This is a genomic window from Agrobacterium sp. 16-172Ci (assembly GCF_053522725.1).
Genome location: NZ_JBNWBW010000021.1, coordinates 45,371 through 58,896, shown reverse-complemented (window position 1 = coordinate 58,896; position 13,526 = coordinate 45,371). Strand labels below are relative to the sequence as shown.

Annotated in this window: 14 protein-coding genes and 1 tRNA gene; 9 read left to right on the top strand and 6 right to left on the bottom strand. The window is 60.4% G+C overall.

Annotated elements, in window-relative coordinates; translation table 11 throughout:
* Window positions 1–12 precede the first annotated feature (12 nt).
* Together ACQZ40_RS18215 and ACQZ40_RS18210 are read right to left on the bottom strand one after the other, a co-directional pair.
* Window positions 13–1,155 carry a ceramide glucosyltransferase gene (locus ACQZ40_RS18215; RefSeq protein ID WP_448748405.1) on the bottom strand — a complete coding sequence of 381 codons (1,143 nt, stop codon included), beginning with the start codon at window positions 1,153–1,155 and terminating at the stop codon, window positions 13–15.
* 213 nt (window positions 1,156–1,368) lie between these two features.
* Window positions 1,369–1,638 (bottom strand): DUF982 domain-containing protein, encoded by a 270-nt coding sequence (locus ACQZ40_RS18210; RefSeq protein ID WP_003522644.1) that lies wholly within the window; start codon window positions 1,636–1,638, stop codon window positions 1,369–1,371.
* 213 nt (window positions 1,639–1,851) lie between these two features.
* On the opposite strand from ACQZ40_RS18210, the gene ACQZ40_RS18205 reads away from it, so the two are divergent.
* Window positions 1,852–2,100: a BON domain-containing protein gene (locus ACQZ40_RS18205; protein WP_003522642.1), complete on the top strand. Its 249-nt coding sequence runs from the start codon at window positions 1,852–1,854 to the stop codon at window positions 2,098–2,100.
* Window positions 2,101–2,160: 60 nt separating this feature from the next.
* On the opposite strand, the gene ACQZ40_RS18200 is transcribed toward ACQZ40_RS18205, so the two are convergent.
* Together ACQZ40_RS18200 and ACQZ40_RS18195 are read right to left on the bottom strand one after the other, a co-directional pair.
* The gene (locus tag ACQZ40_RS18200; RefSeq protein WP_065655179.1) at window positions 2,161–2,643 is read right to left on the bottom strand and encodes a DUF192 domain-containing protein; all 483 of its coding nucleotides are present in this window, start codon (window positions 2,641–2,643) and stop codon (window positions 2,161–2,163) included.
* Complete coding sequence (locus ACQZ40_RS18195) at window positions 2,643–3,221, bottom strand: cold-shock protein (protein ID WP_004442353.1); 579 nt, start codon at window positions 3,219–3,221, stop codon at window positions 2,643–2,645. The genes ACQZ40_RS18200 and ACQZ40_RS18195 overlap by 1 nt, the downstream gene beginning before the upstream one ends.
* 192 nt (window positions 3,222–3,413) lie before the next feature.
* Here ACQZ40_RS18195 and ACQZ40_RS18190 point away from each other — a divergent pair, with 192 nt between their 5' ends.
* On the top strand, window positions 3,414–3,854 hold the full coding sequence (locus ACQZ40_RS18190) for a VOC family protein (protein ID WP_065655178.1): 441 nt from the start codon (window positions 3,414–3,416) through the stop codon (window positions 3,852–3,854).
* Window positions 3,855–4,010: 156 nt separating this feature from the next.
* A complete protein-coding gene (locus ACQZ40_RS18185; protein ID WP_174044499.1) occupies window positions 4,011–5,285 on the top strand; it encodes a YcbK family protein in 1,275 nt (424 codons plus the stop codon).
* Between the two features lie 264 nt (window positions 5,286–5,549).
* On the opposite strand, the gene ACQZ40_RS18180 is transcribed toward ACQZ40_RS18185, so the two are convergent.
* Window positions 5,550–5,625: transfer RNA gene (locus tag ACQZ40_RS18180), tRNA-Lys, on the bottom strand.
* A 282-nt stretch (window positions 5,626–5,907) separates the two neighbouring features.
* On the opposite strand from ACQZ40_RS18180, the gene ACQZ40_RS18175 reads away from it, so the two are divergent.
* Window positions 5,908–6,654 (top strand): cytochrome c biogenesis CcdA family protein, encoded by a 747-nt coding sequence (locus tag ACQZ40_RS18175; RefSeq protein WP_003523449.1) that lies wholly within the window; start codon window positions 5,908–5,910, stop codon window positions 6,652–6,654.
* A 34-nt stretch (window positions 6,655–6,688) separates the two neighbouring features.
* Window positions 6,689–7,627: an AEC family transporter gene (locus ACQZ40_RS18170; RefSeq protein ID WP_065655176.1), complete on the top strand. Its 939-nt coding sequence runs from the start codon at window positions 6,689–6,691 to the stop codon at window positions 7,625–7,627.
* Here ACQZ40_RS18170 and ACQZ40_RS18165 read toward each other — a convergent pair.
* Window positions 7,611–8,819, bottom strand: coding sequence for a UbiH/UbiF family hydroxylase (locus ACQZ40_RS18165; RefSeq protein ID WP_448748404.1), 1,209 nt, complete (start codon window positions 8,817–8,819; stop codon window positions 7,611–7,613). The two genes, ACQZ40_RS18170 and ACQZ40_RS18165, sit on opposite strands and share 17 nt — an antisense overlap.
* Before the next feature lie 209 nt (window positions 8,820–9,028).
* Here ACQZ40_RS18165 and pcsA point away from each other — a divergent pair, with 209 nt between their 5' ends.
* The 4 genes from pcsA to ACQZ40_RS18145 all read left to right on the top strand — a co-directional run bounded on the left by pcsA (window position 9,029) and on the right by ACQZ40_RS18145 (window position 13,526).
* Window positions 9,029–9,754, top strand: a complete 726-nt coding sequence (gene pcsA / locus ACQZ40_RS18160) for a phosphatidylcholine synthase (protein ID WP_035263562.1) — start codon at window positions 9,029–9,031, stop codon at window positions 9,752–9,754.
* Window positions 9,755–9,965: 211 nt separating this feature from the next.
* A complete protein-coding gene (locus tag ACQZ40_RS18155) occupies window positions 9,966–11,525 on the top strand; it encodes an ABC transporter ATP-binding protein (RefSeq protein WP_198939147.1) in 1,560 nt (519 codons plus the stop codon).
* Complete coding sequence (locus ACQZ40_RS18150) at window positions 11,515–12,606, top strand: ABC transporter permease (RefSeq protein WP_003523441.1); 1,092 nt, start codon at window positions 11,515–11,517, stop codon at window positions 12,604–12,606. Before ACQZ40_RS18155 ends, ACQZ40_RS18150 begins: the two co-directional genes overlap by 11 nt.
* The gene (locus tag ACQZ40_RS18145) at window positions 12,606–13,526 is read left to right on the top strand and encodes an ABC transporter permease (protein WP_003523440.1); all 921 of its coding nucleotides are present in this window, start codon (window positions 12,606–12,608) and stop codon (window positions 13,524–13,526) included. Before ACQZ40_RS18150 ends, ACQZ40_RS18145 begins: the two co-directional genes overlap by 1 nt.

Below are 13,526 nucleotides of genomic sequence, written 5' to 3'. Positions count from 1 at the left end.
AATAGCTCTGATTTATTCCGCGGACGGACCGGCCAGGGTGCTCTCTGCCGTGCCGATCGTCATGACATTGCCGCGCCATGCCACCGCGCTGCCGATCCAGCTTCGCGCCCAGACGACGGGCATGATCATGTCCCGGGCGATCATCGCCGGCAGCGTATGGAGCGATATCGGCCAGCGGTTGAGGGCCGCGAGCGCAAGTTCCGGCACGTACATGAGGGCGAGGACGGTAAAGGCGGTTGCGGGGAGGTTCACATCCATCATGACGGCGGCAGCGAGCGCGAAGACAAGCGGGGGAAGCGCGCCGGTGAGGATTTCCGGCGCGAAATATTGCGGGAAGGTCACGCGTCGCAGCCGCGCCCAGCGGGTCTGGCGCGACCAGATCTCGCCGGCATGACGCTGGCCGAGCGGCTGTTCGAAGGGGGCGCTGACCAGATGCACCTTGCGCCCGGTGCTTCGCACCAGCTTCGTCGAAGCGGCGTCTTCGGCGATTTCAGCGGCCAGTGCGCGAATGCCGCCATTGTCTTCCAGAAACGGCTTGTTCCACAACATCGACTTGCCCTGTGCGAAACCCATGCCGATGGCTTCCGCCGCATATTGCCAGCGGCCCTGCGAGCCGTTGAGGAAGGCGCATTCCACATGCGCCCAGAAACCCGCAGGCCTTGAGCCGAGCGGCGGCGAGCAGACGAGCCCGCTATCCTGCCGCCAGGCCGACATCATCGTGGCAATATAGGATTTTGGCATCAGCACGTTCGAATCGGCCAGAATTACCCACTCATGCCGGGCGGCCCGCCAGCCCTTGACGCAATTGTTCAGTTTCGGATTGGCGCTGATGCGGTCATCGCCAATGAGCAATTGCATGGAAACCGAGGGGAAGGCGGCTTGCGCTTTGCGAACCTCCTCGATCACCGGATCGAATTCATCGGCGACGCAGAACAGCAGCTCATAATCGGGCCAGTTGAGCTCGAAGGCGCGCGACAGCGTCAGGGGCGTGAAGTTCTCCACGCCGCGCAGCGGCACCACAAGCGAGACAGGCGGCTTTTGCCGGACAAGATCGTTTTCCGCGTCCCGTCTCGTCAGTCGCCAGCCGGCCAGAACGATGCCGAGAAGATTGAAGCCGAGGAGCAGAATTGCGCAAAGGGCAAAGACAGTTTCCATGCTGGCCAGTTCCACTCCCAAGCTTTTGGCGGTCTGCGCGCCAATCGATTCCATGGAATTCGTCTCTGCCGATTATAACGTTTGCGTGACAGTTACATGTCATCATCGGCCGGTGTGCAGGCTGCGCCGTGCATGGAGGCGTCGCAGAGGCCGCGCGCAAGAGAAAAAGCCCTCCGCATGGAAGGGCCCAATCGTCATGACGGTCGATGAATTTTAGTGGACGTTCAGGATATGGGCATGACTGCTTGCTATGAGAAACGATTCCCGTGCTTTCTCGATGTCGCATCTGCCGGCGATGGCATCGAGGCAGTTCCTGCGCGCCTCTTCATATTCCGGCCCGTGTTCCTCGGGCCAACGATACATCAGCATGTCCAGCGCCACCAGCGGGCTGTAGATTTCCACGGCTACGCACAGCGGCAGGTGGATTGCCACCGGCTTCATCCACGAGGCGTGGTGACACGGCTCCGTTCTGTTAATCAGCATGTCATTCTCCTCCCTGTTTTACCTGCCTTGAAGGCCTTTCACACTCCCATGCGCGAAATGCCCGCCTCACGAAATGGTTCCCGATCACCTAAAATGTGATCGATCAGGGGGTTCCAATTTTCCAAGATGAATGGAAGATGAACAAATAGATGAACCGGAGATGAACAAAACCGCCCTCAGGGCGTTGTTATGTCCATAAGAAGGAGAACGCATATGTTCAATTTGTCAGGCATTCAGGAAAGCTTCTTCGGAGACCGCATGGCCGGCGTATGCCAGGCAATCACATCGGCTCTGGCTTTCGAATCTGGTCTCGAGAAGTCGCGCATTTCCGCAACCGTCGAAAATGATGTGATCTATCTGGAAGGCACTGCCGATTCGGTCGAGGCGATCGACATCGCCATCAACCTTGCCGCTTCCATTTCCAATTGCAGGATTCTGAGCCATATCGAGCCGGTCTACTGAATATTGCGCCAGCCGGACGAAACCTCGTCCGGCTCCTTCAGACGCAATAACGCGGCAACGTCATTTCCGGTTGCCGATTTGCGCGCTGCGAACCATATCGCCCGGCTTGATGCCATAGCGCTTCGCAGTGCCGCCATTCAGTTCAAGCACAAATTTTACTGGCCCGCGGGAGCTGATGATCGCTTCCGAATGCGGAACCGCGTTTTCGTGAATATGGGTAATGCGGCCGTCACGGCCAATGAAAAGCATGTCGAGCGGAATAAGCGTGTTCCGCATCCACATAGCGACGTCACGTGGCTCACCAAAGTCGAACAGCATGCCGTTTTCAAGCGGCATGCTCTTGCGAAACATCAGGCCTTGTTCGCGCTGGGCGTTGTTCAGCGCCAGTTCGGCAGTGAAAGCGTGGCTCTTTCCCCCGGCGGTTTCAATCTGCAGCGGTTCGGAGGTGAATGTCTGCTGTTGCTGAGCCTGGGCGGCGGCGGCCAGCGTGAAAAAAAGAAGCGCCATAACGGCGCTTTTCACCATATGGGGCAGGGCGGGCATCAATGCGACATCCCGATGGAAACCGGGTTGTCGGGGTGAATTTCCGCCGCCATCAGGCCCTTGTCGCCATCGCCGTAACGCACCAGCACCACCTGGCCTGGGCGAAGCTCCGTCAGGCCGAAACGGCGCAGGGTTTCCATATGCACGAAAATATCTTCCGTTCCTTCGCCGCGCGTCAGGAAGCCGAAACCCTTTGTGCGGTTGAACCACTTGACGATGGCGCGCTCAAGCCCGCTCGAAGGCGTTACCTGCACATGGGTTCGCACCGGCGGCAGCTGCGAGGGGTGAACGGCGGTCGACTGGTCCATGGACAGGATGCGGAAGGCCTGGAAACCGCGGTCGCGCCGCTGGATGAGGGCGACGATGCGCGTGCCTTCAAGAATTGTCTGGTAACCGTCGCGGCGCAGGCAGGAGACGTGCAGCAGCACATCCTGCGTGCCGTTGTCGGGCACGATGAAGCCGAAACCCTTGGCGACATCGAACCACTTCACGACGCCGGTAATTTCGGTCAGGTCCACGGCATCGCCCGAAAGGTCCTCGACATCGACTATCGTTTTCGATGACATCCTATCAGCCATATCCTGCCAACCCCTCGATTACGCGCCATACACCGGTCAACTGATTCCTGTGCGCCAGATTAACATCTTGGTAACGGTTTCACGCAAGCCCTAGTTTTTGATTTACGCAGCTGCTTTTATGTCGCCGTCCTTGTCCGGGGCTTGCCATCATGCGTTTAACGGCTCCGGACCCGTGTAATGGAGAGGAAGAAAATGCGGTATCTGCACACAATGGTTCGCGTCAAAGACCTTGGCGAATCACTGAAATTCTACAGCGACCTGCTGGGTCTTGAGGAAATACGCCGAATCGAGAACGAAAAAGGCCGATTCACTCTGGTGTTTCTTGCGGCGCGCGACGACATTGCTGCGGCGAAGGAAAACAAGGCGCCGTGCCTCGAACTCACCTATAACTGGGATACCGAGGATTACACCGGCGGCCGCAACTTCGGCCATCTGGCTTACGAGGTCGACAATATCTACGATTTCTGCGCCCGGCTTCAGCAGAACGGCATCGTCATCAACCGGCCGCCGCGTGATGGGCACATGGCCTTCGTGCGCTCGCCGGATGGCATTTCCTTCGAAATTTTGCAGAAGGGCGAAAGCCTCGCACCAGCCGAACCGTGGATATCTATGCAGAATACCGGTTCCTGGTAGGGATTTTCCGGTGAGCAGCGGCGTTTTCGGGTGCTCTTGCCTTGTCCCGAGGGGATGAGGCATAGTCCGCGAATCAAAACGGCCAGTCCCGTTTTGGGGAAGCACACGCGCCCGTTCCCGTGCTGCTGTTGGAAATGCAAGATACGGAGGCCACCCATGACAACTGTCGAGAGCGCGAAAGGACGTCTGGTCCGTCAGCGTCTCGTCATCGCGGTTTCGCTGCTCGGGCTTTCCGGATGCGTTTCGGCAGTGACCGACGAAGAGATGGCCGCCGCGACCAAAAAGCCGGAAATTTCCGCACAACAGAAGCCGCAGACCGCCGCTTCAACTGCTGCGGCCGGTGCGCAACAGGGACACTACGTGGATCCGGCCGTGGCATCGGCGGCCGGAGCGGCCGCACCAGCCCAGCCGCAGGCATCGGGCGGCCCGGCGCAGGCCTATGGCGCTGCCCCGGATATCGGCGGATTGACGACGCAGCCAACGGCGATTTCCGCAGGAACGACAAGCATTTATTCCACCGCATCCGCAGCAGCAGCGCCCGCCGTTACCGCAGGGGCGTCGGGCACGGCCGCCGCTGCGGGCGCTCCTACCCAGAGAATCGTTCCTGCCGTCAGCAGCGTTTATTCGGCGCCGGTGCCGGCGGCGCAGCCGCAACCGGTGGCAGCGCCGGCTCAGGTCCCGCCAGCCGCACAGGTGCCGGCGGAGCAGCACAGCGAAAATCGTCAGCCGGCATCCGTACCCGTGCCGCAGTCGGCATCGGAACAGCTCGCGGCCGTTACCGCGCAACCAGCCGTGGACGCCAGGGCGGCGGGCGAGGGGCAGGAAAGCGAGGGTAAGGGCGTGACGCTTGCGGCATTTTTCGCCGGTGCGGCCAAAAAGCGCCTGCCGAAAATGATTGAAAGCGGCACGGCCGGCAATACGCAGGTCGCCGCATTGCCCGGCGTTTCGGACGGGACGATGGGCATTGCCCTTTCCGGCCGCTCGATGATGTCAGACGAATTCGACGACGCCCATCTCGATGAAGAGGATGACCAGCCGACCGGCCTGATGAAGCTAGCCTCGCTCTCCGGCCTCACCCGCGTCGCCCCGAACGGGCTTTTCCTGCAGACGGACCGGGTCGAAGTCGGCTGTTTCAAGCCGGAACTGGTGCGGATGATCAAGGATGTGGAGCGCCACTATAACAGCCCGGCGATCGTCACCTCGGGCTATCGTCCGCCAAAGGGCATAAGGCAGGGTTCCAAGCACTACACCTGCGATGCCGCCGACATCCAGATCAAGGGCGTCTCCAAATGGGAGCTTGCCACCTATCTACGTTCCCTGCCGGAACGCGGTGGCGTCGGCACCTATTGCCACACCGAATCGGTCCACATGGACACGGGCGAGCCAAGAGACTGGAACTGGCGCTGCCGCCGTACTGCCGCGCGCAAGTGATATCCTGATTGGATTTGCGTGAATACTGACTGAGATTTCGGCCTGAGGAAATATCTCGAGCGATTGAAACGATTGCCCGGTCATGCCGGGGCGTTAGCGCCGAGCCGTGCCCCTTATTGCAGTGGTTGTTCTGAAACCCGGGCTTGCGGTGGATATCGTTATTTTGCGCTCGGAGACTGCGGCCGAATCTTTTCCATTACCGCCTGAGTTCGGCCACCTTCGGCGCTAACTCTTTGTGAAATATCTGAAAATTGTATTTGAAGGTGGTGAGAGCGCAGGGATTCGAACCCTGGACCTACTGATTAAAAGTCAGTTGCTCTACCGGCTGAGCTACGCTCTCCCGTGTCGGGGCTTGGCTGCCCTTCGGAAGTGCGCGGAACATATGTAGAGCGATCCGTTCGGTCAACCCAAAAAAAGCGGTTTCGACAATCAATCCGGTTTTTTTTGTCGCACCCCCGAAAAGGTGATTGGAGAGAGGGGGCGGCTGGGGATAAAACCGGCTTCAGACATGTCGGCCGGACGGGTGAAATCCTTTTGCAGCAATGACATGCACGAAAATGAAGCGTGAAGTGCCGGCGAAGCTTAAGAATCGCGGCGGCTTTGCGGAATGCGGAGTTCTTTCTTGTCGATTGCCGATATTTCCCTGTTCAGCGCGCTTCTGGCCGGCGCTCTTTCGTTTCTGTCGCCCTGCGTTCTGCCGCTGGTGCCGCCTTATCTCTGTTATATGGCGGGTGTTTCGGTCGAGCAGTTCAGGACGGAAGATACAGCGCCGCGGCCGGAGATTCGCAGGGCCGTGCTCTTTTCGGCCTTCTTCTTCACGCTCGGTTTCGCCACGGTCTTCGTGGCGCTGGGGGCCGGCGCCTCGACGATCGGTACGCTTCTGCGCCAGAATCTCGATATTCTCGCCAAGATCGGCGGTTTCATCATCATTCTGATGGGTCTGAATTTCCTCGGCGTGTTTCGCATTGGCCTGTTTTCGCGCGAGGCGCGGTTTCAGGGGGCGGGCAAGCCTGCCACGCTGTCCGGGGCCTATGTCATGGGTCTTGCTTTCGCATTCGGCTGGACGCCCTGCATTGGCCCGGTTCTGGGGGCTATTCTCGGCGTCGCCGCTGCGCGCGATACGGTTGGCGACGGTGCGGCGCTGCTTGCGGTCTATTCTCTTGGCCTTGCGGTGCCGTTCTGGATCGCGGCGGCGTTTTCCGGCTCCTTCATGCGTTTCCTCGTCCGCTTCCGCCGCCATCTCGGCCTCGTGGAAAAGCTGCTCGGCGTATTGCTGGTGCTGACCGGTCTCGCTTTCATGTCCGGTTTTATCACCAATGTGGCGATCTGGTTCCAGGAGACCTTTCCGATCCTGATGCAAATCGGCTAAGCCTCCCGCTGGAGTTGCTTGCGGGGGAAACATAGTGACGGATATCGTCGGATTGCTGTTACCGTTTTTCGGCCTGATCTTCATCGGCTACGGGGCGGCGCGCATCACGAAGCAGCCGGTCGAGGCGATGGGCTGGCTGAACACCTTCATCATCTATGCGGCGCTTCCGGCGTTGTTTTTCAAGCTGGTGTCGAAAACGCCGGTGGAAGAACTGGCGCGGATGGATTTCGTCGCGGCCAGTCTCGCCTGCACCTATGGTATTTTCTTGGCTGTGTTCCTGATCGGCCGGTTCGTGCGGAAAAACAGCCTTGCCGAAACCACGATCCAGAGTTTCGCGGCAAGCTACGGCAATATCGGATATATGGGGCCGGGCCTTGCGCTTCTGGCGCTTGGCGAAAAGGCGGCGGTGCCGGTGGCGTTGATCGTCTGTCTGGAAAACGCCGCCCATTTCATCGTCGCCCCGGCGATGATGGCGGTTGCCGGCGGTGACAAGCGCTCTCCGGCAAGGCTTGCGCTGGATGTGGCGCGCAAGGTCATCACCCATCCCTTCATCGTCTCCGTCATCGCCGGCTTTCTTGCCGCTTCGCTGTCATGGCAGCCGCCGGAAGCGGTGCAGCGGCTGGTGGACTATCTGGCGCAATCGGCGGCGCCCTGCGCATTGTTTGCCATGGGCGTGACGCTGGCGCTTCGGCCGATGAAACGGGTGCCGGTCGAAATCAGCTATATCGTGCCGGCAAAGCTGATCCTGCATCCGCTGGCCGCTTATCTTGTGCTCTCGTCGCTCGGGCGGTTCGAGCCGGTGTGGATCTATTCGGCCGTGCTTTTGGCCGCGCTGCCGACCGCGACGAATGTTTTCGTCATCGGCCAGCAATATCATGTCTGGCAGGAGCGGGCGTCGGCAACGATCCTGATTTCGACGGTGCTTTCGGTCCTCACGCTGACCGGCGTGGTGTATTTCATCCAGCCTTTTTGAAGCTGCCGAACAGCAGCGAGGGCAGGGCCTTCAGCCCACGGCCCGGTTCGATGCCCTCGCGCATGACCATGCTTCTAAGGGTGCCGATGCCGGAAAGCACGTGCAGGCCCGCCGCGCGCGCCATCTGCACCGGCAGGAGATCGGAAAGCAGCGAGCGGTTCAGAAGATCGACGCTCAGCGTGCGGCTATAGACATCCGCTCGCCGCCTGCGGTCGAAGCTGCTGCCGGCATCGGCTGCAATCGGCCGGTCGGAGACGGCGCTCAGCAATTCCGTCAGTGCGATGATGTCGCGCAGGCTGAGGTTCAGCCCCTGCGCGCCGATGGGCGGAAAACCATGTGCGGCCTCGCCGATCAGGGCGACGCGGCCCTTGCCGAAGCGATGGGCGGTCATGGACGAGAGCGGCCATGCCTGCACGCTGTCCTCGACGGTGACGGCTCCCAGCATGGATTGCATGCGCTCCTCGACCCGGAGGCTGAGCGCTTCCAGCGGCAGCGCCGTCAATTCCTCCGCCTGTTGCGGGGTGACGACCCAGACCAGGCTGGAGCGGTTGCCGGGCAGGGGAACCTGGGTGAAAGGGCCGGTGGGGGTGTGGAATTCCGTCGAGACATTGCCATGCGACCGGCTATGGCCGAAGTTCAAAACAATGGCCGTCTGCGGATAGGACCAAGATTTGACGCCGATGCCGGCAGCATCCCGCACCATGGATTTGCGGCCATCCGCACCGATGAGGAAAGCGGCGGAGAGCGTTTCGCCGTCGCCAAGCGTCACCGATACACGGTCGTTGCCAATGTCGATCGTCTCGGCTGTGGCATCGAGGCGGGTAATATTGTGTTCCTGCTCGACCGCTTCGCTCAGAACGCCGAGCAAAGCCTCGTTGGGGATGTTCCAGCCAAAGGCATCCAGCCCGATTTCGGACGAACGGAACTGCACGGTGGGTGCACGCAGCAGGCGGTCGGTACCATCGATGATCTGCATGGTGGAAAGGCGTGCGGCTGACGGCGCGATGCGCGACCACAGGCCGAGACGGTCCATGAAGCGGATGGACTGGTCCATCAGCGCCGTGGTGCGCTGGTCCTTCCTGTCGCTGGAAGGCGCAACGAGCGCCACGTGGCGGCCCGCCCGCGCCAGCGCGATGGCCGCGATCTGGCCCGCAAGTCCCGCACCGGTGATGGCGATATCGAAGTGTCTCATGGTCCTGATCCGTTGTTATTTCCAAAGCATCATAAAGGCTTTGGTCGGGTAAATCCACTTCGGTCCCGGAACATCCGGTTGTGAAGATTCGTTGGTTGTGCCGCGATATTAGTCTTAGGATAAGTGGATTGAGCCGGTTGCAAAGCGTGGTGAATGGCCGCATACCGGAATGAACAGGCGGATGAAAAAACGGGGCACAGACGCTGACTATGAAAATTTTCAACTATAAGCGTGTTCCCTACGCGGAAATCCGCGCCTTTTCCGTCCATATGCTCACGGCCTCCGGCTCGTTCCTGGCTTTTCTCGGCGTGGTCGCCGCAGCCGAACACCGTTTCGTTGACATGTTCTGGTGGCTGGGGCTTGCGCTTCTGGTGGATGGCATCGACGGTCCCATCGCCCGCAAGGTCAGGGTTAAGGAAGTGCTGCCCAACTGGTCTGGCGATACGCTCGATAATATCATCGACTATGTTACCTATGTGCTGCTGCCCGCCTTTGCGCTTTATCAGAAGGGCATGATCGGCGAGCCGCTGTCCTTCGTGGCCGCCGGCATGATCGTCGTGTCGAGCGCCATTTATTATGCCGACATGGGCATGAAGACGGACGAATATTTCTTCTCCGGCTTTCCGGTAGTGTGGAACATGGTGGTGTTCACCCTGTTTGTCATGGACGCCAGCGCCACCACGGCGATGATTGTCGTTACCGTTTCGGTGTTTTTGACATTCCTGCCGATCAACTTCCTGCATCCAGTGCGGGTGAAGCGATTGCGGCCGCTCAATCTCGCCGTGGTCTTCATCTGGTGCGCGCTTGGCGGTTATTCGCTGCTGATGCATTTCGAAACCCCGACCTGGGCCGTGATCGGCTTCGTGGCGAGCGGCATCTATCTTTATTGCATCGGTGGAATATTGCAGTTTTTCCCCTCGCTCGGCGCGAAATGAAAAAAGGGTAAAGCCGTTTATCGCTTGTGCAAATTGCATTTAAGCGGCTTCTTTTTCAGTTGTGCGCAGCAGCAAAACCGTTATCAATAAGTTCTGATCGCGTATCATTGCATACTTTTTGGCGCGGGATTGGGAACAATGACCGCAACCGTTTGAAACGCCTCGAAGAAGGCATGACGGTTGGTGAGAGAGGGAACTCGTGACTGGAACTTTGGCGCCGGAGGCCGTGCCTCTCCTGTCCGTTCGCAAGCTGACCAAGCTGTTCGGCAATTTCGCCGCCTGCAACGGCATCGATCTCGATATTGCGCCGGGCGAAATCCACGCGCTTCTGGGTGAAAACGGCGCGGGCAAATCCACGCTCGTCAAGATGCTGTTCGGCGTTCTCGCCCCGACCGAGGGCAATATTATCTGGCAGGGCCAGCCGGTTTCCGTAGGCTCACCCAGCGAGGCCCGCAGGCTCGGTATCGGCATGGTGTTCCAGCATTTTTCGCTGTTCGAGGCGCTGACGGTCGCTGAAAACATCGCCCTGTCGCTCGATCCGAAAATTTCATTGAAGGAAATCGCCGGGCAAGCGGAAAAGCTGTCGCGCGCCTATGGTCTGCCGCTCGATCCCAATGCGCATGTGGCCGATCTTTCGGTCGGCGAGCGCCAGCGCATCGAAATCGTCCGAGCGCTTCTACAGAATCCGCGCCTGATCATTCTTGACGAGCCGACCTCGGTGCTGACGCCGCAGGAGGCCGACAAGCTGTTCGAGACGCTGGAGAAGCTGAAAGCCGAAGGCCGTTCCGTACTTTATATCAGCCATCGTCTCGAAGAGGTGCAGCGCATCTGCGACCGTGCGACCGTTCTGCGTCACGGCAAGGTGACGGGGGCCTGCGATCCGCGCAGGGAAACGCCGGCATCGTTGGCGCGCATGATGGTGGGCAGCGATGTCGCAAGCGTTTCGCGGGCCACGGGCGAGGCGCTGGGTGCGCCGCAGATCGAGGTCATGGGGCTTTCGGTCGCGCCGCGCACGCCTTTTGCCGTGGCGTTGAAATCGATTTCCATGACCGTACGCGCCGGCGAGGTGCTGGCGATTGCCGGCGTTGCCGGAAACGGGCAGGGCGAGTTGTTCGATGCGCTTTCGGGCGAATATCCGGTCTATAATAACGATGCGATCCATCTGCGGGGCAAGCCGGTCGGCCGTATCGGCATCAATGGTCGCCGGCTGATGGGTGCGGGTTTTGTGCCGGAAGAGCGCCATGGCCACGCCGCCGTTCCCGGCATGAGCCTTTCCGACAATCTGCTGCTGGCGCGGGCGCGTTCCGACCGCAAGGCGTTTCTGACCGGCGGTTTCCTGCGCATCGTGCGTGGCTCAGTCATTAAGGCGGCGGCGCGGCGTATTTCGGAAACCATGGATGTGCGCAAGAGTGGGGCAGACCCGCTGGCCGGGTCGCTATCCGGCGGCAACCTGCAGAAATTCATCGTCGGGCGCGAGCTTGACCGCCAGCCTGCCGTGCTGGTGGTCAATCAGCCGACCTGGGGCGTGGATGCGGGTGCGGCAAGCCGCATTCGCCAGGCGCTTGTCGATCTTGCCAAAGCGGGTTCGGCCGTCATCGTCATCAGCCAGGATCTCGATGAAATATTCGAAGTCGCCACCAATATCGCGGTCATTTCCGACGGCAAGCTCTCCGATGCCCATCCGGTGGAAGAGATGACGCTTGAAAAGATCGGCCTTTTGATGGGCGGCATTCACACGTCACATTCGGGAGCCGCCCAGCATGCGCATTGAGCTTGAAAAACGCGCGGGGGTCTCGAAGCTCTTCACCCTGCTTTCCCCGCTTCTGGCGCTCACGCTGACGCTGCTTGTCGGCGCCGTCATGTTCGCCATGCTCGGCAAAAATCCGGCTCACGCGCTTTACGCCTTTTTCGTCGAGCCGCTGCTGGAAGTCTGGTCGCTGCACGAGCTGGCGATCAAGGCCGCGCCGCTGATCCTGATCGGAGTCGGCCTGTCGATCTGTTATCGCTCCAATAACTGGAATATTGGCGCGGAGGGGCAGTTCACCATCGGCGCGATCACCGGCTCCATCCTGCCGGTGCTTTATCCGGACTGGCATTCGCCGCTGCTTTTGCCTTTGATGCTGGTGATGGGCGCCGTGGGCGGCGCGCTTTATGCCGGTATTCCCGCACTTTTGAAGACGAAGTTCAACACCAACGAAATCCTCGTCAGCCTGATGCTGGTCTATGTCGCGCAGCTTTTCCTCGACTGGCTGACGCGCGGCATCTGGCGCGATCCGGGCGGTTACAACTTCCCGCAGACCAAGCCGTTCAACGACAGCGCCGTTCTGCCGGAAATGCTGGCATCGGGCCGTGCGCATTGGGGTTTCGTTTTCGCCATCGTCGCGGCCATCGCGCTGTGGTTCATGATGCGCTACATGCTGAAGGGCTTCGAGGTCACCGTGCTCGGCCAGTCGGCGCGGGCAGGGCGCTTCGCCGGTTTTTCCTCCAGCCGCATGGTGTGGTTTTCGCTGCTGCTCTCCGGTGCGCTGGCGGGGCTTGCGGGCATATCGGAGGCTTCCGGTTCCATTGGCCATCTCCAGCCCAGCATTTCGCCGGGTTACGGCTTTACCGCCATCATCGTCGCCTTTCTCGGCCGTCTCAATCCGCTCGGCATCATCCTTTCCGGGCTGGTGCTGGCGCTGACCTATCTCGGCGGCGAGGCGGCGCAGCTTTCGATTGGTGTCTCCGACAAGGTGACGCGCGTGTTTCAGGGGCTGATGCTGTTCTTCGTGCTGTCCTGCGATACGCTGATCTTCTATCGCATCAGGGTCGTCTTTTCCGGCAAGGCGCATCGTAAAGAAGGAGCGGCATGATGGATATGCTTCAGGCCATTCTCCTCACCGTCATCACCGCCGCCACGCCGCTCGTCATCGCGGCTTCCGGCGAGCTGGTGACGGAGCGCTCCGGCGTCCTCAATCTCGGTGTCGAGGGCATGATGATCATGGGTGCGGTCTGCGCTTTCGCGGCCGCGCATATGACCGGGTCTCCCTATCTCGGCATTCTGGCTGGCATTGCTTCGGGTGCGGTTTTCTCGCTGCTCTTCGGTTTCCTGACGCTGACGCTCGTTGCCAATCAGGTGGCGACGGGCCTTGCGCTCACCATTCTCGGCCTCGGCGTCTCGGGCATGCTGGGTGAAAGTTTCGTCGGCCTGCCGGGTGTGAAACTGCAGCCCATCGTCTTTCCGCTGCTATCGGACATTCCCTTCTTCGGTCCGCTGCTGTTCCGGCAGGATTTGATCTTCTACCTCTCCATCGCGCTTGTCGCCGGCATCGGCTGGTTTCTGTTCAAGAGCCGCACGGGCCTCAAAATCCGCGCCATCGGCGACAGTCATGCCTCGGCCCATGCGCTCGGCATCAATGTCATCCGCACCCGTTATCTCGCCGTCATGTTCGGCGGCGCCTGCGCGGGGCTTGCCGGTGCGCAGCTGTCGCTGGTCTATACGCCGCAATGGGTAGAGAACATGTCGGCCGGGCGCGGGTGGATTGCGCTGGCGCTCGTCGTCTTCGCTTCGTGGCGCCCATGGCGGGTGCTGGCGGGCGGTTACCTGTTCGGCGCCGTCACCATCGGCCAATTGCACGCGCAGGCCTTCGGCATCGGGGTGCCATCGCAACTGCTTTCGGCACTACCTTACCTTGCAACTATTGTCGTGCTGGTCATCATCTCGCATAATCGCCGCACGACCTTGATCAACACGCCGGCCTCGCTTGGCAAATCCTTCGTGCCGGACAGGTGA

What these genes read in the sequence shown, in the direction of transcription:
- ACQZ40_RS18215 (WP_448748405.1), bottom strand. Translation starts at nt 1,155, where the DNA reads ATGGAAACTGTCTTTGCCCTTTGCGCAATTCTGCTCCTCGGCTTCAAT.
- ACQZ40_RS18210 (WP_003522644.1), bottom strand. Translation starts at nt 1,638, where the DNA reads ATGCTGATTAACAGAACGGAGCCGTGTCACCACGCCTCGTGGATGAAG.
- ACQZ40_RS18205 (WP_003522642.1), top strand. Translation starts at nt 1,852, where the DNA reads ATGTTCAATTTGTCAGGCATTCAGGAAAGCTTCTTCGGAGACCGCATG.
- ACQZ40_RS18200 (WP_065655179.1), bottom strand. Translation starts at nt 2,643, where the DNA reads ATGCCCGCCCTGCCCCATATGGTGAAAAGCGCCGTTATGGCGCTTCTT.
- ACQZ40_RS18195 (WP_004442353.1), bottom strand. Translation starts at nt 3,221, where the DNA reads ATGGCTGATAGGATGTCATCGAAAACGATAGTCGATGTCGAGGACCTT.
- ACQZ40_RS18190 (WP_065655178.1), top strand. Translation starts at nt 3,414, where the DNA reads ATGCGGTATCTGCACACAATGGTTCGCGTCAAAGACCTTGGCGAATCA.
- ACQZ40_RS18185 (WP_174044499.1), top strand. Translation starts at nt 4,011, where the DNA reads ATGACAACTGTCGAGAGCGCGAAAGGACGTCTGGTCCGTCAGCGTCTC.
- ACQZ40_RS18165 (WP_448748404.1), bottom strand. Translation starts at nt 8,819, where the DNA reads ATGAGACACTTCGATATCGCCATCACCGGTGCGGGACTTGCGGGCCAG.
- pcsA (WP_035263562.1), top strand. Translation starts at nt 9,029, where the DNA reads ATGAAAATTTTCAACTATAAGCGTGTTCCCTACGCGGAAATCCGCGCC.
- ACQZ40_RS18150 (WP_003523441.1), top strand. Translation starts at nt 11,515, where the DNA reads ATGCGCATTGAGCTTGAAAAACGCGCGGGGGTCTCGAAGCTCTTCACC.
- ACQZ40_RS18145 (WP_003523440.1), top strand. Translation starts at nt 12,606, where the DNA reads ATGGATATGCTTCAGGCCATTCTCCTCACCGTCATCACCGCCGCCACG.